The sequence below is a fragment of the Variovorax sp. 160MFSha2.1 genome (assembly GCF_048305075.1).
Taxonomy (GTDB): domain Bacteria; phylum Pseudomonadota; class Gammaproteobacteria; order Burkholderiales; family Burkholderiaceae_C; genus Variovorax; species Variovorax guangxiensis.
The window spans coordinates 6,524,130-6,541,888 of sequence record NZ_CP157624.1 but is presented as its reverse complement, the minus strand read 5'-3'; the positions used below and the strand labels follow the sequence as shown (position 1 = coordinate 6,541,888).

18 protein-coding genes are annotated in these 17,759 nt (G+C 68.4%); 9 read left to right on the top strand and 9 right to left on the bottom strand.

Features of this window, described 5'->3' with window-relative positions; all coding sequences use genetic code 11:
• Window positions 1-7: 7 nt before the first annotated feature.
• Window positions 8-319: an AzlD domain-containing protein gene (locus ABL838_RS30305; protein ID WP_126021278.1), complete on the top strand. Its 312-nt coding sequence runs from the start codon at window positions 8-10 to the stop codon at window positions 317-319.
• Window positions 320-323: 4 nt separating this feature from the next.
• Here the strand turns inward: ABL838_RS30305 and ABL838_RS30300 are convergent, their stop codons facing one another.
• From ABL838_RS30300 to ABL838_RS30275, 6 genes are read right to left on the bottom strand one after another with little or no spacing between them, the layout of a single operon-like run.
• Window positions 324-1,301, bottom strand: a complete 978-nt coding sequence (locus ABL838_RS30300; protein WP_418123307.1) for a Bug family tripartite tricarboxylate transporter substrate binding protein — start codon at window positions 1,299-1,301, stop codon at window positions 324-326.
• Between the two features lie 40 nt (window positions 1,302-1,341).
• Window positions 1,342-2,307: an MBL fold metallo-hydrolase gene (locus tag ABL838_RS30295; RefSeq protein ID WP_418123306.1), complete on the bottom strand. Its 966-nt coding sequence runs from the start codon at window positions 2,305-2,307 to the stop codon at window positions 1,342-1,344.
• Window positions 2,304-2,516 carry a DUF2783 domain-containing protein gene (locus tag ABL838_RS30290; protein WP_176665203.1) on the bottom strand — a complete coding sequence of 71 codons (213 nt, stop codon included), beginning with the start codon at window positions 2,514-2,516 and terminating at the stop codon, window positions 2,304-2,306. Before ABL838_RS30290 ends, ABL838_RS30295 begins: the two co-directional genes overlap by 4 nt.
• On the bottom strand, window positions 2,513-4,165 hold the full coding sequence (locus ABL838_RS30285) for an FAD-dependent oxidoreductase (RefSeq protein ID WP_418123304.1): 1,653 nt from the start codon (window positions 4,163-4,165) through the stop codon (window positions 2,513-2,515). Before ABL838_RS30285 ends, ABL838_RS30290 begins: the two co-directional genes overlap by 4 nt.
• A 13-nt stretch (window positions 4,166-4,178) precedes the next feature.
• Window positions 4,179-5,300 (bottom strand): alpha/beta hydrolase family protein, encoded by a 1,122-nt coding sequence (locus ABL838_RS30280; RefSeq protein WP_418123303.1) that lies wholly within the window; start codon window positions 5,298-5,300, stop codon window positions 4,179-4,181.
• Window positions 5,293-5,838 (bottom strand): VOC family protein, encoded by a 546-nt coding sequence (locus ABL838_RS30275; RefSeq protein WP_418123302.1) that lies wholly within the window; start codon window positions 5,836-5,838, stop codon window positions 5,293-5,295. Before ABL838_RS30275 ends, ABL838_RS30280 begins: the two co-directional genes overlap by 8 nt.
• Before the next feature lie 93 nt (window positions 5,839-5,931).
• Between ABL838_RS30275 and ABL838_RS30270 the strand changes: the two genes are divergently transcribed.
• The 3 genes from ABL838_RS30270 (at window position 5,932) to pyk (ending at window position 9,692) form a co-directional block, all read left to right on the top strand.
• Window positions 5,932-6,840 (top strand): LysR family transcriptional regulator, encoded by a 909-nt coding sequence (locus ABL838_RS30270; protein ID WP_418123301.1) that lies wholly within the window; start codon window positions 5,932-5,934, stop codon window positions 6,838-6,840.
• A 102-nt stretch (window positions 6,841-6,942) separates the two neighbouring features.
• Window positions 6,943-8,136 (top strand): phosphoglycerate kinase, encoded by a 1,194-nt coding sequence (locus ABL838_RS30265; RefSeq protein WP_418123299.1) that lies wholly within the window; start codon window positions 6,943-6,945, stop codon window positions 8,134-8,136.
• 107 nt (window positions 8,137-8,243) lie between these two features.
• Entirely contained in the window at window positions 8,244-9,692 is a 1,449-nt protein-coding gene (gene pyk / locus ABL838_RS30260; RefSeq protein ID WP_126021133.1) for a pyruvate kinase, read from the top strand.
• Between the two features lie 102 nt (window positions 9,693-9,794).
• Here the strand turns inward: pyk and ABL838_RS30255 are convergent, their stop codons facing one another.
• Window positions 9,795-10,811 carry a 1-aminocyclopropane-1-carboxylate deaminase gene (locus tag ABL838_RS30255; RefSeq protein ID WP_126021135.1) on the bottom strand — a complete coding sequence of 339 codons (1,017 nt, stop codon included), beginning with the start codon at window positions 10,809-10,811 and terminating at the stop codon, window positions 9,795-9,797.
• Between the two features lie 152 nt (window positions 10,812-10,963).
• Between ABL838_RS30255 and ABL838_RS30250 the strand changes: the two genes are divergently transcribed.
• The 5 genes from ABL838_RS30250 (at window position 10,964) to ABL838_RS30230 (ending at window position 16,202) form a co-directional block, all read left to right on the top strand.
• A complete protein-coding gene (locus ABL838_RS30250; RefSeq protein ID WP_184639469.1) occupies window positions 10,964-11,449 on the top strand; it encodes an Lrp/AsnC family transcriptional regulator in 486 nt (161 codons plus the stop codon).
• A 36-nt stretch (window positions 11,450-11,485) separates the two neighbouring features.
• Window positions 11,486-12,418 carry an alpha/beta hydrolase gene (locus ABL838_RS30245; protein WP_418123297.1) on the top strand — a complete coding sequence of 311 codons (933 nt, stop codon included), beginning with the start codon at window positions 11,486-11,488 and terminating at the stop codon, window positions 12,416-12,418.
• A 64-nt stretch (window positions 12,419-12,482) separates the two neighbouring features.
• Window positions 12,483-13,547 (top strand): class II fructose-bisphosphate aldolase, encoded by a 1,065-nt coding sequence (gene fba, locus ABL838_RS30240; protein WP_126021141.1) that lies wholly within the window; start codon window positions 12,483-12,485, stop codon window positions 13,545-13,547.
• Window positions 13,548-13,649: 102 nt separating this feature from the next.
• The gene (locus ABL838_RS30235) at window positions 13,650-14,555 is read left to right on the top strand and encodes a phosphoribosylaminoimidazolesuccinocarboxamide synthase (protein WP_418123296.1); all 906 of its coding nucleotides are present in this window, start codon (window positions 13,650-13,652) and stop codon (window positions 14,553-14,555) included.
• A gap of 150 nt (window positions 14,556-14,705) precedes the next feature.
• Window positions 14,706-16,202, top strand: a complete 1,497-nt coding sequence (locus ABL838_RS30230; protein WP_418123295.1) for a hypothetical protein — start codon at window positions 14,706-14,708, stop codon at window positions 16,200-16,202.
• 22 nt (window positions 16,203-16,224) lie between these two features.
• Here the strand turns inward: ABL838_RS30230 and ABL838_RS30225 are convergent, their stop codons facing one another.
• Together ABL838_RS30225 and ABL838_RS30220 are read right to left on the bottom strand one after the other, a co-directional pair.
• A complete protein-coding gene (locus tag ABL838_RS30225; protein ID WP_418123293.1) occupies window positions 16,225-16,674 on the bottom strand; it encodes an META domain-containing protein in 450 nt (149 codons plus the stop codon).
• Between the two features lie 146 nt (window positions 16,675-16,820).
• On the bottom strand, window positions 16,821-17,741 hold the full coding sequence (locus ABL838_RS30220) for a tetratricopeptide repeat protein (protein ID WP_418123291.1): 921 nt from the start codon (window positions 17,739-17,741) through the stop codon (window positions 16,821-16,823).
• Window positions 17,742-17,759: the final 18 nt, after the last annotated feature.

The following is a 17,759-nucleotide window of genomic DNA, read 5'->3' as shown; positions in this document are numbered from 1 at the left end:
GTGGACCATGGCCGTGATCGTCGGCCTGGCCCTGGTCACCGTGCTCACGCGCTGCTTCTTCTTCATCCTCGACCGGCCCTGGGGCCTGCCCGAGTGGGCGCACCGCGCGCTGCACTACGCGCCGGCCGCCGCGCTCGCGGGCGTGATCGCGCCCGAGATCGTCATGACGCAGGGCCACCTCATCACCACGCTGCACGACGCGCGCCTGTACGCGGCGGTGGTCGGCGCCGCGTACTTCTACTGGCGGCGCGGCGTGCTGGGCACGATGCTCGCGGGCATGGCGGTGTACCTGCCGCTGCACCTGGGGCTGGGCTGGTAGGCGATCAATCGAGTTTGACGCCGGCCGTCTTGATGATGTTGCCCCAGCGCTCGCTCTCCGCGCGAGACAGCTTGTAGAAGTCCTGCGGCGTTCCGGGCAGCGCCTCGAAGCCGAAGTCCGCGAACAGCTTCACCACCTTCGGCGCCTTCATCGCCTTGTGCAGCTCGGCGTTGAGCCGCGCCACTGCTTCCGGCGGCATGCCGGCCGGGCCGATCAGGCCGTGGAAGGCGTAGGCGTTGACGTCGGGGAAGCCGGCCTCGACGAAGGTCGGCACCTCGGGCAGGGCGCCCGCGCGCTGCGGCAGCGCAATGGCCAGCACCCGCACCTTGCCCGACTTGATGATCGGCAGGCCCGAGGCCAGGTCCAGCATCATCGTCGGCACCTGGCCGCCCATCACGTCGGTCATGGCCGGCGCCGCGCCCTTGTACGGCACGTGCGTGATCGTCAGGCCGGCCTTCTGCTTGAAGAGTTCCATCGCCATGTGGTGCGGCGATCCGTTGCCGGGCGAGGCGTAGCTCACCTTGTCGGGGTTGGCCTTCACGTAGCGCACGAACTCCGCCACGTTCTTCGCGGGAAAGTCGGGGTGCACCACCAGCGCCACCGGGAAGCGGCCGATGGTGCCGATGTAGGTGAAGTCGCTCGCGGGCTTGTAGGGCAGCTTGGCGAACATGTGCTCGTTGAAGAGCAGCGCGGCGTTCTCCGCCTGCATGATGGTGTAGCCGTCGGGCCTGGCCTGCATCATCACGCCCACGCCGATGTTGGTGGAAGCGCCCGGCCGGTTGTCGATGATGAGCGGCTGTCCCAGCGACGGCTGCATCGCCTCGGCCAGCGTGCGCGCGAGGTTGTCGGTGCCGCCGCCGGCCACGTAGGGCACGATCCACTTGATCGGCTGGGTGGGGTAGGCCGCCGGCTGCGCCGATACGGGACCGGTGGCGATCAGCGCGAAGGCCGAGGCCAGCAGGGGAAGAAGGAATCGCTTCATCGTCTCTTGTCTCCGTTGCTTGTTTTGAAATAGCTTCAGCTCACTCGCCGCGCAGGACCTGCCACAGCTCGCGGTCGCGCTCGGCGGTCCACACCACCGGGTGCTCGACGCCGCGCAGCTCGTCGTAGGCGCGCGAGACGTCGAAGGGCAGCACGTGCTGGAACACCGGCCAGTCGCCGAAGCGTGGCGTCATCGCCGCCTCGGCGCGCGCGAAGCAGCCCTTGAGCGTTTCGCCGGCTGCGATGCCGGCCTTCACGCTTTCCAGCAGCGTCGAGAGGAATGCCTTGGTGAGGCCGATGGCCTCGGCGCACGCGGCCTCGTCCTGCAGCACCGCGCCGCGGCCGGGCACCAGCACGCGCGGCTTGAGTGCCGCCACTGCATCGAGCGTGCCGGCCCAGTCGCCGATGTAGGCGTCGCCCGCATACACGCCGCAGCGGTTCTCGACCACGTCGCCGGAAAAGAGCACGCCGCAGTCGGGCAGCCACGCGACCGCGTCGCCGCCCGAATGGCCGCGGCCCAGCGACATCAGCCGCAGCTCGCGGCCGCCGCCCAGCGGCAGCGTCATCTCGCGGTCGAAGACCTTGGTGGGCATGGTCAGGCCCGGTATCTCTTCCACGCCGGCGAACAGGCGCGGAAAGCGGCCCACCTCCGAGTCGAAGTCGGCCTGGCCCCGCGTGCGGATCCAGTAGAGCGTGCCGCTGCTCGCGACGATCTCGCGCACCTCGTCGAACGCGCTCGCGCCCATCACGCGCACCGCGTGATAGTGCGTGAGCACGATGGTGCGGATCGGCTTGTCGGTCACCGTGCGGATGGCGGCCAGGAAGTCGCGCGCCATGCGCGGCGTGGGGCGGGTGTCGATCAGCACCACGTGGTCGTCGCCGACGACGAAGCCGCAGTTGGGATCGAAGTCGCTGATGTAGCCGTAGGCGCCGGGGCCCAGCTCCTGCAGCCGGGGCTTCTGCTCGCGGGTGTCGGAGGCGGATGCGAAGGAAACGCTCGTGGTCATGGGGTGTCGTGCTCCGTCGTCGTGGGTTCTTCTTCGGCCGCCGCACGGATGCAGGCGAGCAGCACGTCCTGGTCGGCGCACTGGTTGGCCAGCAGCAGCACGAGGCGGGCGTTGAGGTCGGCGCTCTGCGCCTCGCTGCGGCCCTCGTGGGCGGCGAGCAGTGCGGCGTAGAAGCCGTCGGGGTCGGGGATGCGGGGCTCGGTGATCATGGATTGCGCTCGTTGGCGGCCAGTGCGGTGCGCACGGCGGTGGCGATGGCTTCGGGCGTGGCGCCTGGCAGCAAGGCGGCCCGGTAGGCGTCGGGGCGCACGAGGACGAAGCTGCCTGCGTCGCCTGCGCCGAGATGGTTCGCGAGCTTCTCGTCGGCCTGCAGCGTGGGCAGGCTGCTGTCGCCGCCTACCGCCAGCAGGCGCAGCGGCAGCGACGCGATGGCATCGAGCGCCGCTCCTGCCTGCTCGCGTGTCGGCGCGAACCACAGGCCGATGCACTCGGTGCCTTCGGCCAGCAACTGCATCAGCGTGGTCTCGCAGCCATCGGCCCAGCGCAGTGGCAGGTTCTGCACCGAGCGCGCGCCCTCTGGCAGCAACGGCGCGGCGGGGTAGTCGTTGGCGACCGACATGCGCCCGGTGTTCACCAGCGCCCGCGCGAACGGATGGCGCGCCGCCAGCGCCACCACCGCGCGTCGCAGCGTGTGCTCGGCCGGCGAGCGCGGCGCGAGAAAGCGCGCCGAGCGGCTGGTCACCTGCAGGTTCTGCTTCGCGGCGGGCTGGCGCTCGGCGTCGTAGCTGTCGAGCAGCGCATCGCCGGCCTTGCCCTGCGCGACCAGCGCGAGCTTCCAGCCGAGGTTGGCCGCGTCCTGGATGCCGCTGTTGCCGCCGCGCGCGCCGAAGGGGCTCACCACGTGCGCCGCGTCGCCGATGAAGAACACGCGGCCGTGGCGGAAGCTGTCGAGCAGGTGGTCTCGGTAGCCATAGGGGCCGATCCAGACGAACTCGAACTCCACGTCTGGCCCGAGCTGCTCGCGCAGCCGCGCGCCCGCCACTTCGGGCTTGCTGATGTAGGCGGTGTCGCAGTCCTCGGGCATCTGGTAGTCGATGCGCCACACGCCGTCGGCCATCAGGTGCTGCCACACGCCACGGCCTTCGTTGAAGGGCGCGTCCACCCAGGTCCAGCGCTCGGTGGGCAGCGGCTTCCTGAAGCGCACGTCGCTGATGCACCAGCGGTCGGTGCTGCGCGAGGAATGCGCGTCGATGCCCATCTGCGTGCGGATCGCGCTGTTGGCGCCGGTGGCGTCGATCAGCCAGTCGGCCTCGATGGTGTAGCTGCCGGCGGGCGTCTCGACTTCCAGGCGCACGCCGTCGGCGAGCTGCTCCACGCGCGTGACGCGGTTCTTCCAGCGCAGGTCGGTCAGCCCCAGCTCGAGGATGCGATCGACCAGGAACCACTCGACGTAGAACTGCTGCAGGTTGATGAAAGGCGGCTGCCGCGAGACGCTGTTGGCCTGCAGGTTGAAGTTGTAGACCTCCTGCTCGCCCGAGAAGGTGCGCCCGAACGACCAGGTGATGCCCTTGTCCGCGATGCGCTCGTAGATGCCAAGCCGCTCGAAGATCTCCAGGCTCTTCTGCGCGTAGCAGATGCCGCGCGAGGAGGCGCCGCGCACGCCGACGGTGTCGTCCTCGTCCAGCAGCACGGCGCGCACCCCGCGCTGCGCGAGGTCGCAGGCCAGCGTGAGGCCCGAGGGGCCGGCGCCGACGATCACGATGGGGTGCCGCGCGGGCTTCGTGCTGCCCAGCTCGGGCGGTGGCGTGAAGGGCCAGACCGGCAGTTCGTAGGCCGGGGCGAAAGCGAAGTTTTCCATGGTGGCTCTGCGGCTACAGCGCGTGCGCGAACTCGGCGATGGCGTCCGCCGCCTTCGGGATCAGCTCCGGCTGCCCCGCCAGATAGTGGTTGCCGCCGACGATGTCGACGTTGCGGATGCGCGATCCGCCCGCCGCCATCCACGCGTCGCGTGTGCTCGGGAAGGTCGACTGGTCGCCCGTGTAGGTCAGCAGCAGCTTCGGCACCGTGGTGCGCGCGAGGTTGGTCGGACCGTCGGCCTGCGAGCGCGACGACCACTGCGAGAGAAAGGCCGTGAGCGAGGTGGTGCGCCCCATCGCGTTGGCCGAGTAGTTCACCTGCCGCGCGTCGCCCCACACGCTGCCGGGCAGGCGGTCGTTGGGGTCCAGCGAGAGGTCCACGCAGCGCGGATCGGCATGCGTGCGGTAGACGATGAAGGTCTGGTCGCGCGGCGCGCCGGGTGTGTTGCGCAGCAGCGCGAGTCGGTCGAGGCACCACTGCTCGATGCGATCGAGCCGCGCCTTCTGGGCGGCGCTGAAGCGCGCGAGAAAGTCGCGGTCGTAGGGCACGCGGTGGCGCACATCGTACATGTCGAGCTCGGGGTCGACCGAGAGCGGGTCGTGCTCGTCGGTGACCGAGGGGTCGATCCAGTCGCGCATCAGCCGCGTGCGGCCCAGGTGCGCGGCGCACAGCGCGATGCCGTCCACGGGCGGCAGGTCGTCGGGGTGCAGGTGCGTGGGGTCGCCGTCGGGCAGGTGCGTGGCGGTGAGCTTCTCGGCCTGCGCCTGGTAGAAGGCCGAAAGTGCCGCGCCGCCGGAGTTGCCGACGAGGAACACCTTTTCGTAGCCGGCGGCGCGCAGGTACTGCACGCCCGCGCCCAGGTCTTGAATGGCGCGCTCCATCAGCAGCACCGTGTCGTTGCCCACGAAGCGCGAGTTCAGGCCCATGCAGCAGATGCCGCGCTCGGCCAGCGGGCCGATCAGGTAGTGGCCCATGAAGTTGCTCGTGGGGTGCATCACGATGGCGGCGATCTTCTTCGGGCCCTGCGGCGCGCGGTAGGCGCCATAGATGCGCGGGCGCAGCAGCTGCAGGCCCGACTGGCTCTCCATGGCTGCGCCGGGCTTCACGTCGATGACGGCGAGTTGGAGCTCAGGCATTCGACGCATCCTTCGCAGCGGCGGCGCGCAGGCCGGCCTTGCGCTCGGTCCATGCGTCGAGCTCGGCGCGCGCGCGCAGAGCGTGTGCGTCCATCTCCGACTGCGGCACGGTCGGCGTGGTCAGCTCCACGCGGATGCCGTTGGGGTCGAAGAAGTAGATCGATTCGATGATGTGGTGGTCGGTCACGCCCAGCACCTCCACGCCCGCGCCTTCGAGCCGCGCCTTGGCGGCCAGCAGGTCGGCCACCGAGTCGACGCGTAGCGCGATGTGGTTCACCCACGAGGGCGTGTTGGGCGAGGGCAGCGCGGCGACGTCGTCGCCGAGGTCGAAGAAGGCGATGTACGAGCCGTCGCGCATCTGGAAGAAGATGTGCACGTAGGGGCAGTACTCGCCGGTGCTCGGCACGTGGTCGCTCTTGATGACGTGGGCCAGCGGCAGGCCCAGCAGGTCTTCGTAGAAACGGCGGGTTTCCTCGCTGTCGCGGCAGCGCCAGGCGAAGTGGTGCAGACCGCGCACGGGCGGCGGTGGGGTAGGCATGGCTCGTGTGTCTCCGGTGAGCCGGTATTGGGCGATGCCGCGTCTTATGATGCAATCGAAATTAATTCATCGATTGATGAAGGATTCATATATATGAACCTCACCCTGCGCCAGCTGCGCGCCTTCGCCGCCGTGGCCGAGAGCGGCAGCTTCACCGCCGCGGCGCAGCAGCTGCATCTCACGCAGTCGGCGCTCAGCGTGCTGGTGCGCGAGCTGGAGCGCGAGATGGGCGTGCAGCTGCTCGACCGCAACACGCGACGCGTTCAGCTGTCGGAGGCGGGTGGCGAGTTCCTGCCCTCGGTGCACCGGCTGCTGGGCGACTTGGCCGGCGCGGTGGCCGGCGTCACGGATTTGCGTGACAAGAAGAAAGGCTTGCTACGGCTTGCCGCGCCGCAGCTCATGGCCTGCACCTTGATGCCGCGCGTGATCGCCCTCTACCGCGAGCAGTACCCCGACGTGGACGTGCGCCTGGCCGACACCCTGCCCGAGCACCTGCTCGCGGGCGTGACGGCCGGCGACGTGGAACTGGCCGTGGGGCAGGACGTGGCGGTCGACGACGCCATCGAGCGCCGCACGCTGCTGCGCGACCGGCACTGGCTGATCTGCCCGCCCGGCCATGCATTCGCCGGCCGCCGCAAGGTGCGCTGGCACGAGCTCGGCCCCTACACCTTCATCGCGCCCACGCGCGACTTCCGCCAGCGCGTGCTGCCCGAGCTGGCCCCCGCCGAGCGCGAGTACATGCTGCGCCCCGGCACGCAGGAGGTGTCGTACATGACCACCGCGCTGGGCATGGTCGCCTCGGGGCTGGGGCTGACCGTGTGCCCCACCTACTCGGCGCCGCTGGTGCGCGCCCACGGGTTGCAGATGGTGCGGCTGGAGTCGCCCGACTTCCACCGCGAGGTGTGCGTCTACAGCGCGGCGCGGCGGTCGCTGTCGCCTGCGGCCGCGAGCTTCGTGGAGGTTCTGGAAAGTTTCGCGCGCGAACAGCAGCAGAAAGACTGAGGAAAAGCATCAGCGCGCGGCAAGAGGCGCGTAGAGCCGGCGATGGGGCCAAAACTACAATGCAGCCGATCCCCGTCTTCCAATCTTCTCCAGGTTTTCCCAATGAACGTCATTCGATTCACCGACCTCTGCGCGCAGGGCAAGGCCGCCGGCCAGCGCGTCTTCATCCGTGCCGACCTCAACGTGCCGCAGGACGACGCCGGCAACATCACCGAAGACACCCGCATCCGCGCCTCGGTGCCCTGCATCAAGCTGGCGCTGGACGCCGGCGCGGCCGTGATGGTCACCTCGCACCTGGGCCGCCCGACCGAGGGCGAGTTCAAGCCGGAAGACTCGCTGGCGCCCGTCGCCAGGCGCCTGGGCGAGCTGCTCGACCGCGAAGTGCCGCTCGTCTCCAACTGGGTCGACGGCGTCGACGTGAAGCCCGGCCAGGTGGTGCTGCTCGAGAACTGCCGCGTCAACAAGGGCGAGAAGAAGAACGACGAAGGCCTGGCCCGCAAGCTGGCCGCGCTCACCGACATCTACGTGAACGACGCCTTCGGCACCGCGCACCGCGCCGAGGCCACCACCTACGGCATCGCGCAGTTCGCCAAGGTGGCCGCGGCCGGCCCGCTGCTGGCGGCCGAGATCGACGCCATCACCAAGGCGCTGGCGCAGCCCAAGCGCCCGCTGGTGGCCATCGTGGCGGGCTCGAAGGTGAGCACCAAGCTGACCATCCTGAAGAGCCTGTCGGCCAATGTCGACCAGCTCATCGTGGGCGGCGGCATCGCCAACACCTTCATGCTGGCCGCGGGCCTGAAGATCGGCAAGTCGCTGGCCGAGCCCGACCTGGTCGACGAAGCCAAGGCGGTGATCGATGCCATGCGCGCGCGCGGCGCCGACGTGCCCATTCCGGTGGACGTGGTCACGGCCAAGACCTTCGCGGCCGACGCGGCCGCCACCGTCAAGGACGCGAGCGACGTGGCCGAGGACGACCTGATCCTCGACATCGGCCCGAAGACGGCTGCCCAGCTCGCCGCGCAGCTGCGCGAGGCCGGCACCATCGTCTGGAACGGCCCGGTGGGCGTGTTCGAGTTCGACGCCTTCGCGGGCGGCACCAAGGCCATCGCGCAGGCCATCGCCGAGAGCAGCGCGTTCTCGATCGCCGGCGGCGGCGACACGCTGGCGGCCATCGCCAAGTACGGCATCGAGAAGCAGGTCGGCTACATCTCCACCGGGGGCGGTGCCTTCCTGGAAGTGCTGGAAGGCAAGACCCTGCCGGCCTTCGAGATCCTGTCGAAGCGGGCTGCCGGCTGAACCGGCTCGGGCCGGTGGCCGGAGCTCATCGAGGAAAAACCCATGGGTGACTTCCGTCCGACACACAAACTGTATACAGTAGCGAATACAAAACGGAGACTACCCTCATGAGCACGGACCGCATTCCCCGCCACGCCACCAAGATCGTCGCCACCCTCGGTCCGGCGTCCAGTTCGCCCGATCTGCTGGAGAAGATGATCCAGGCCAAGGTCAGCGTGGTGCGGCTGAACTTCAGCCACGGTACGGCGCAGGACCACATCGACCGCGCCGCCATGGTGCGCGAAGCCGCCCGCAAGGCCGGCCGCGAGGTGGCCATCATGGCCGACCTGCAGGGCCCCAAGATCCGCGTGGGCAAGTTCGCGCAGGGCAAGGTCTGGCTCGAGCAGGGCGCCAAGTTCGTGCTCGATGCCTCGCGTACCGAGCCCGGCGACGCCGATGCCGTGGGCCTCGACTACAAGGACCTGCCGCGCGACGTGAAGCCCGGCGACAGGCTGCTGCTGAACGACGGCCTCATCGTGCTGACGGTGGACGCCGTCAAGGGTGAGGCGGTGCACACCACCGTGAAGCTCGGCGGCGAGCTGTCGAACAACAAGGGCATCAACAAGCAGGGCGGCGGCCTCACCGCGCCCGCGCTGACGGCCAAGGACATGGAAGACATCAAGACCGCGATGAGCTTCCAGGCCGACTACGTGGCCGTGAGCTTCCCCAAGAACGCCACCGACATGGAAATGGCCCGCCAGCTGTGCAACGTGGCCGCCGCCGAATACGGCCACAAGCCCGGCATGATCGCCAAGATCGAGCGCGCCGAGGCCATTCCGAAGCTCGAAGAGATCCTGCGTGCCAGCGACGGCATCATGGTCGCGCGCGGCGACCTCGCGGTCGAGGTGGGCAACGCGGCGGTGCCCGCGCTGCAGAAGAAGATGATCCGCATGGCGCGCGAGATGGACAAGGTGGTCATCACCGCGACCCAGATGATGGAGTCGATGATCACCAACCCAGTGCCCACGCGCGCCGAGGTGAGCGACGTGGCCAACGCCGTGCTCGACGGCACCGATGCCGTCATGCTCTCGGCCGAGACCGCCTCGGGCCGCTACCCGCTCGAGACCGTGCAGGAGATGAGCCGCATCTGCGAGGCCGCCGAAGCCGCCGAAGACAAGCAGCTCGACGCCGACTTCAGCGGCCAGAACTACAGCCGCATCGACCAGTCGATCGCCATGGGCGCGCTGTTCACCGCCCACCACCTGGGCGCCAAGGCCATCGTGGCGCTCACCGAGTCGGGCTCCACGCCGCTGTGGATGAGCCGCCACCGCGCGCACATACCCATGTACGCGCTGACCTCGCGCCTGGCCACGCAGCGCAAGATGGCGCTCTACCGCAACGTGCGCCCGCTGCTCATGGACTCGGAGAGCGACCGCGACACCGCGCTGCTGCAGGCCGAGAACCACCTGAAGAAGCGCGGCATCGTGCAAAGCGGCGACGTCTACGCCATCACCTGCGGCGAGCCGATGGGTGCCCCCGGGGGCACCAACATGCTCAAGATCTGCCGAGCAAGTTAAGCAAAACCCCAGGCTTCGCGCACTTCGTGTCGCTGCGCCAACCCCCTTGCAGGGGGCAACACCTGCGGCCCGGCAGAGCCGGTTCCGCAGTGTTCCTGGAACTTATCCGTTTCTGAAGAGGAAGCTGTAGGCGTTCAGCGCCGGCACGCCGCCCAGGTGCGCATACAGCACCTTCGAGCCCGCCGGGAATTCGCCCAGGCGCACCTTCTCGATCATCCCGTGCATCGACTTGCCCTCGTACACGGGGTCGGTCAGCATGGCCTCGAAGCGCGCGCTCAGGCGGATGGCTTCGAGCGTGCCCTCGTTGGGCAGGCCGTATTCGGGGCCGCCGAAGCGGCGGTCGAGCACGATGTCCTTCTCGGTGATGTCGCGGCCCAGCTCCACCAGTTCGGCCGTGTTCTTCGCGATGCGCAGGATCTGGTCGAAGGTCTGCTGCGGCTTGGCCGAGGCGTCGATGCCGATCACGCGGTCGGCGCGGCCGTCGGCCGCGAAGCCCACCACCATGCCGGCCTGCGTGCTGCCCGTCACCGAGCACACCACGATGTAGTCGAACTTGAAGCCCAGCTCGGCCTCCTGCTGGCGCACTTCCTCGGCGAAGCCGACGAAGCCCAGGCCGCCGCGCGGATGCTCGGAGCAGCCCGCCGGGATCGGAAACGGCTTGCCGCCAGCCTTGCGAACGCTCTCCATGGCGTCCTCCCAGCTCTTGCGGATGCCGATGTCGAAGCCGGCTGCGTCCAGGCGCACGTCGGCGCCCATGATGCGTGACATCTCGATGTTGCCGACCCGGTCGTACACCGCGTCGGAATAGTTGACCCAGTTCTCCTGCACCAGCACGCACTTCATGCCGAGGTGCGCCGCCACCGCCGCCACCTGGCGCGTCTGGTTCGACTGGATGCCGCCGATGGACACCAGCGTGTCGTAGCCGCCCTCGATCGCCTCGGGAATCAGGTACTCGAGCTTGCGCGTCTTGTTGCCGCCGAAGGCCAGGCCGCTGTTGCAGTCCTCGCGCTTGGCATAGAGATCGACCTTGCCGCCCAGGTGCGCGCTCAGCCGCTTCAGCGGCTGGATCGGCGTGGGGCCGAAGGTCAGCGGGTGACGGGGAAACTTCTTGAGGTTCATCGCAGCGGTTCCAGGAAGGAGGTGGTGGGAGGTGGTGAAGGCCCTCATCGTAGAAACAATGCCGCGCAACGTGCTTGCGAAGTTTTGTGGATCTATCAGAGAAAAAGATGCACTATCGAAAGAAGCAAAACTTTCATTCCGGAAAAAATCCGATGAGCACAACAAAATTGCGTGACACGCCGGAGCTCGACCGCACCGACCGCGCCATCCTGCGCACCATGCAGCGCGACGCCTCGCTGTCGAACGTGGCGCTGGCCGCCAAGGTCAACCTGAGCCCGGCCGCCTGCCTGCGCCGCGTGGAGCGGCTCAAGGCGGCGGGCCTCATCAAGGGCATCGTCGCGCTGCTGGACCCCGACGCGCTCGAAGTGGGCATGCTCGTGATGATCGGCGTGGTGCTCGACCGCTCCACGCCCGACTCCTTCGCCAACTTCGAGAAAGCCGCCCAGAAGGTCTCGGGTTGCCTCGAATGCCACGTGGTCTCGGGCGAATTCGACTACTTCATGCTCGTGCGCACCCGCGACAACGACAGCTTCAACCGCCTGCACGCCGAGCAGCTGCTTTACCTGCCGGGGGTGCGGCAGATCCGCACTTTCGTCGTGCTCAAGCAGGTGCTGTCGACCACGCAGCTGCCTGTTTGACGAAACCGCCGCCCGGCTGCCTGCGTACAGCAGGGGATGATCTTCCCCACCACCCCCGCGTCATTCCTGCGGCGCCGCGGCGCCTTCGCCCTCGCAGGCTCTGGCATCGCCGCCGCATTGCTTTCGGCCTGCTCGCCGGTCAAGGTGCTCAACGGCCTGGTGCCCACCGACACCTACCGGTTCGAGGGCGGCATCGCCTACGGCCAGGAACCGCGCCAGCTGCTCGACGCGTACCGGCCGCTGCCATCCACCCCGCCTGAGAAGGGTGCGCGGCCGCTGGTGGTGTTCTTCTACGGCGGCACCTGGACGACCGGCGACCGCGCCAGCTACAGGTTCATGGGCGAGGCCCTGGCCGCCCAGGGCGCCGTGGTGCTGGTGCCCGACTACGGGCTGTCGCCGGCCTTCACCTATCCCACCTTCGTGCGCGACAGCGCGCTGGCCGTCAAGTGGGCGCTGGACAACGCGGCCCGGCTGGGTGCCGACCCGAGGCAGGTGTACGTGATGGGCCACAGCTCGGGCGCCTACAACGCCGCCATGGTGGCGCTCGATGCGCGCTGGCTCGGCGAGCTGGGCGCAAGCCCGAAGCAGCTCGCGGGCTGGATCGGCCTGGCGGGACCCTACGACTTCCTGCCCATCGGCGATCCGCAGGTGAAGGTCGCCTTCAACTGGCCCGGCACGCCGCGCGACTCGCAGCCGCTGGCGCACGTCACGCCTGCTTCGCCGCGAGCCCTGCTCATGGCGGCCTCGAAGGACGACCTGGTCTACCCCGACCGCAACACCCTGCGGATGGCCGCGGCGCTGCGCGAGGCGGGCGTGCCGGTCCAGGTCAGGCTCTTCGACGATCTGAACCATGCGACGCTGGTCGGCGCCTTCGCCAGGCCAGTGCGGTGGCTGGGCGGGCCGGTGCTGCCGCCTGTCATGGATTTCCTCGGGCTGGCGTCGGTCCTGTCCCACAAGGGGGCTCGGTAGAATTAGGGCAGTTTTTCTCGTCTTTCCGTCTTCTTCTTTTCCTAATTCCCGCGAGGTATTTCCCATGGCACTCGTCTCGATGCGCGAACTGCTCGACCATGCCGCAGCCAATGGCTACGGCATTCCGGCCTTCAACGTCAACAACCTCGAACAGGTCCAGGCCGTCATGGAGGCCGCCAAGGAGACCGGCGCCCCCGTCATCCTGCAGGCCAGCGCAGGCGCGCGCAAATACGCAGGCGAAGCCTTCATCAAGCACCTGATCCAGGCCGCCATCGAGCAGTACCCGAACATCCCGCTGGTGATGCACCAGGACCACGGCCAGAGCCCGGCCATCTGCCAGGGCGCCATCGACCTCGGCTTCTCCTCCGTCATGATGGACGGCTCGCTGCACGAAGACGGCAAGACGCCCGCCTCCTTCGACTACAACGTCGACGTGACCCGCAAGGTCGTGCAGCTGGCGCACAAGGTCGGCGTGACCGTCGAAGGCGAGCTGGGCTGCCTGGGCTCGCTCGAGACCGGCATGGCCGGCGAGGAAGACGGCATCGGCGCCGAAGGCGTGCTCGACCACTCCGCCCTGCTGACCGACCCCGAGGAAGCCGCCCAGTTCGTCAAGGCCACGCAGCTCGATGCGCTGGCCATCGCCATCGGCACCAGCCACGGCGCCTACAAGTTCACCCGCAAGCCCACCGGCGACATCCTGTCGATCAAGCGCGTGAAGGAAATCCACGCCCGCCTGCCCAACACCCACCTGGTGATGCACGGCTCGTCGTCGGTGCCGCAGGACCTGCTCGAAATCATCCGCAAGTACGGCGGCAACATGAAGGAAACCTACGGCGTGCCCGTCGAGGAAATCCAGGAAGCCATCAAGTACGGCGTGCGCAAGATCAACATCGACACCGACATCCGCCTGGCGATGACCGGCGCCGTGCGCAAGTTCATGGCAGAGAACCCCGAGAAGTTCGACGCCCGCGAGTGGCTCAAGCCCGCGCGCGAAGCCGCCAAGCAGATCTGCAAGCAGCGCTACATCGAATTCGGCTGCGAGGGGCAGGGCGCGAAGATCAAGGGCGACAGCCTGCAGGTCGTTGCCGGCAAGTACGCCAAGGGCGAACTGGCCCAGGAAGTCATCTAGGCACTTCCCCGCGATCAGACGGCCACCGTTCGCGGTGGCTTTTTTCTGCGCGCACAATCCGCTTTTCCCGTCAGCCATCCGTTTCCCCACCGCACCAGCCCCATGACCACCGTCCACACCTCCTCCATCCAGAGCCTGCCCCTTCTTGCGCGCGGCAAGGTGCGCGACAACTACGCCGTCGGCGAAGACCGCATCCTGATGGTCGCGAGCGACCGGCTCAGCGCCTTCGACGTGATCATGGGCGAGCCCATTCCGGGCAAGGGCGAGATCCTCACGAAGATGGCGCTGTGGTGGTTCGACCGCCTCGGCCAGATCTGCCCCAACCACCTGACCGGCGACGCGCCCGAGAGCGCAGTCACGGCCGACGAGGTGCCGCAGGTCACAGGCCGATCGATGCTGGTCAAGCGCCTGAAGCCGATCCCGGTCGAGGCCGTGGTGCGCGGCTACCTGGCCGGCAGCGGCTGGAAGGAATACCAGGAAAGCCGCTCGGTCTGCGGCGTGCCGCTGCCCGAGGGCCTGACCAACGCGAGCAAGCTGCCGCGCCCCATCTTCACGCCCGCTGCCAAGGCCGCCGCCGGCGAGCATGACGAGAACATCAGCTACGAGCGCGTGGTCGAGATCGTCGGCCCCAAGCTGGCCCAGCAGATCCGCGACACCAGCATCGCCATCTACGAAACCGCCGCGCAGATCGCCCTGGCCAAGGGAATGATCATTGCCGACACCAAGTTCGAATTCGGCCTCGACGAGAACGGCACGCTGGTGCTGATGGACGAGGTGCTCACGCCCGACAGCTCGCGCTACTGGCCGGTCGAGGGCTACCAGGCCGCGCTGGCCGCCGGCGCCAACCCACCGAGCTACGACAAGCAGTTCGTGCGCGACTGGCTCGAAGGCACCAAGATCAACGGCAAGCCCTGGGACAAGACGCCCCCGGCGCCGCGCCTGCCGGCCGAGGTCATCGAGAAGACGGCGGCCAAGTACCGCGAGGCGCTGGAGCGCCTCGCGGGCTGACAGGCTGGCTGAGTAGTCCATCCCGGGCGCCTTGTCGCCACGGGAACAGGGGATGTCCGGACGTCCCCGCCCCGCCATCATGTGCGTACAGAACATGAGGGAGTGGGGAAGATGGAAACCGGAAGAAGCGTTCGTGGGTGGCAGCGCTGCGTGGCGGCCGGCCTTGCCGTTGCGATCACGGGGTGCAGCAGCACCAATCCTTACCAGCGAAGCGCGCGGGTCGACAAGCCGATCAGCCAACTCGGCCGGGAGGAGGTCCGCTACGCCCATGCCGAAAGGCTGGCCGGCAACCTGCACGGCGCGCTCGGCGTGCTGAAGGACCAGCGCCGCGAGTGGTACGAATCGCTCTCGACGCAGGCGCGCGTTCGCGCCGTCACGCAGATCGGCCTGCTCGGCGTCACGGCGGCGGCGCTCTACAGCGGACTGAAATCCGGCGTGACCAGCGACCACGACAAGAGGCGTCTGGCCCTGGCCGGCGCGGTCGGCTTCGCGGCGTATTCGGGCAGCACCTGGTTCGTCAATCCCGCGCAGGAGCAGGCGTATGTCGAGGGCATCCGCGAGCTGACCTGCGCGATGATGAACATCGAGCCGTTGCGCATGAGCGCCGTGAACTTCGCTCAGATGAAGCTGGAGCGGGACGCTCTCGCGGAAGCCATCAACAAGCTCGACAAGAGCCTGCTCGGGGCCGAAGCCACCGAGCGCTACCCCCGCGACAGCAAGCTTGCCTGGGCGCAGGTCCGGGTGGAGGCGAGAAGTGCGCTGGTGCGTGCCCGCAAGACCCTGGCCTCCAGCGAGCAACTGGCCGACCAGCTCAACAACAGCGGTGTCACCCTGATGCGCGAGGGCGATCTGGTCTTTGCTCGCGTGGCCGCGCGGATCAACGCCGCAAACAAGCCCATCACCTCGCCGGATGCCATGGTCAGCCAGGCAGCGGGAATCATCGGCAGCTTCCGGTCGGTGAAGATCGACGTCCCCAGCGAAAGCAATGGAAGCGGCGCTGGCGGAGGCGGGGCCTCGCCAACCACGCCGGCGGGTGGTGACGGCGGTGGTGCCGCAGCCAAGAAGACGGCTGTCGCTGCCGGATCGAAGTCGCTCGGAAGCGCCAGCATGCAGGAGCTGCTCGCGCAGGTCGCCACCCTGCAGAAACAACAGATCGCGGCCGCTGAAGAAAAGGCGCTGAGGACGCGCGAAGACAAGCTCGAGGCGGACGCGAAGAAGAAGTCGGCGAACGCATCCGAGGCAAGCACCGCCCGCAAGCTGGCAGTCGAAACCGCCGACCTCTATGCAGCGCGCCGCCCCCTGAGCATGCGCCTGCTCAGCTTCGCCGAGCAGCGCAAGTCCGTCGAACGCAACGGCAGTTGCGTGGGCGGTGTCAGCGCCATGAGCATCTCGCCGGCCGACGACGCGAAGGTCGCCCAGGGCGATGCCTACGAGATCACGGTAAGTGGCGTAACCGCCATACCGCAGGTGTCGGTCAAGGGCTCGGCGAGCTTCGAGATCCTGGCCGGCGGCCAGGGGACGAACCAGTACGTGGTGCGCATCAAGGTCGCGGCCGACGCCAAGGGCACGGTGGAGGTCACCATTTCCGACCGCGGCCTGGCCACCGAGGAAGTCCAGCTGACCGTCAGTTCGCCAGCCGCCAAGTAAAAGAAGGAAGGGGCGCTATCCCTCAGCGCCCCCCGCCGCTGCTCAGCAGCGCCGCCGTCCGCCCGCTCGCATCCAGCAGCGCCAGCCGGGTCGGCCCGGCCAGCCGGTAGCTCGCGGCGCTCTGCAGGGCGGAAATGAACTGCGCCTCGTAGGCGCCGCGCGTCGGGTCGGTGCAGGCCATGCGGGTGGAGGCCAGCTGGCCGATCTTCAGCGCGACCCCGGTGCGCGTGAAAGTGCCCGAGATGCGGTTGCAGCCCCCCGAGCCACTCACGCGTCCGCTGCTGCGGTCGAACTGCACCTGGGCGCCGCTTCCGGGCTGAACCGGTTCATCACCCAGCTGCACCAGCTGCCAGGCCGGGCCTTCGATCGGCTCGTCGAGGCTGATGCCGCTGCCGCAACCGGCCAGCGTGGCCAGCAGGGCAGTGGCGGCAATGGCGGGGAAGAGCGCGGTGCGGCGGGCGAAGGAGCGCATGGCCAGTGTTCCTTTTTGCATCTGCAACAAGTTGAATCGGGCGTGATCGTATGCGACGCCGCCTGGCCCGCCAATGCCGCTCGCCAGCCCTGCGGCCATGAAAAAAGCGGCCTGGAGGCCGCTTTCGTGGAAGGTCTGCTGGCGAATCAGCTCAGCACGATGCTGCTGAGCCGGCGGCGGTAGCTGGCCACCACCGGGTCGTCCGGCGGGATCTGCCCGTCGGCCACCTTCACCTTCGGCGGCTCGATGATCTCCAGGATGGCGATGTAGGTCTTGCGCGCCAGGTCCTCGCTCCAGGTCTTGTCGCGCATGAGGATGTCGAGCAACTCGTCCATGGCGTCGGTCCAGCGCTGCTCGGCCATGAGCAGGCGGGCGCGGCCGAAGCGGGCGTCGAAGTCGCGCTTGTTGGCCGCGATCTTCGCGTCGAAATCGGCGATCGAGGGCGCGGTGCCAGTCGGCGGCGCTGCGAAATCGATAGCGTCCATCCAGCGCTGCAGCGCGTCGAAGCGGCGCACCAGCGAGGTCTTGGCAATCACCGGGGCGAAGGCGACCTTGGCGTCGTCGACGCGGCCCTGCTGCAGCAGCAGCTTCACGTAATCGAAGCGGGCATCGTCGTTGGCCGGGTCGGTGGCCACCGCGTGCTGCAACTTCTCGAGCGCGCCCTGGGTGTCGCCGCCGGCCAGCGCCTCCTGGGCGGCGGCTTCCTGCGAGGCGGCTTCGGCCTCGTCGGCACCGGGCACGTGCTTGTCGAGGAATTCGCGGATCTTCTCGGCCGGGATGGCGCCGACGAAGCCGTCCACCGGCTGGCCGTCCTTGAACATCACGCAGAAGGGGATGCTGCGCACGCCGAACATCTCCGACAGCTGCGAGGAGATCTGCGGCACCTTGTCGGCGTCGAGCTTGGCCAGCGTGAAGCGCCCGCCGTACTCGACTTCGAGCTTTTCGAGCACCGGGCCGAGCTGCTTGCAGGGGCCGCACCATTCGGCCCAGATGTCCAGCAGCACCGGTGTGGCGACCGAAGCTTCGATCAGTTCGGCCTGGAAATTTTCGAGAGTGATGTCGATCATCGGAACCAGCTGGGGGTG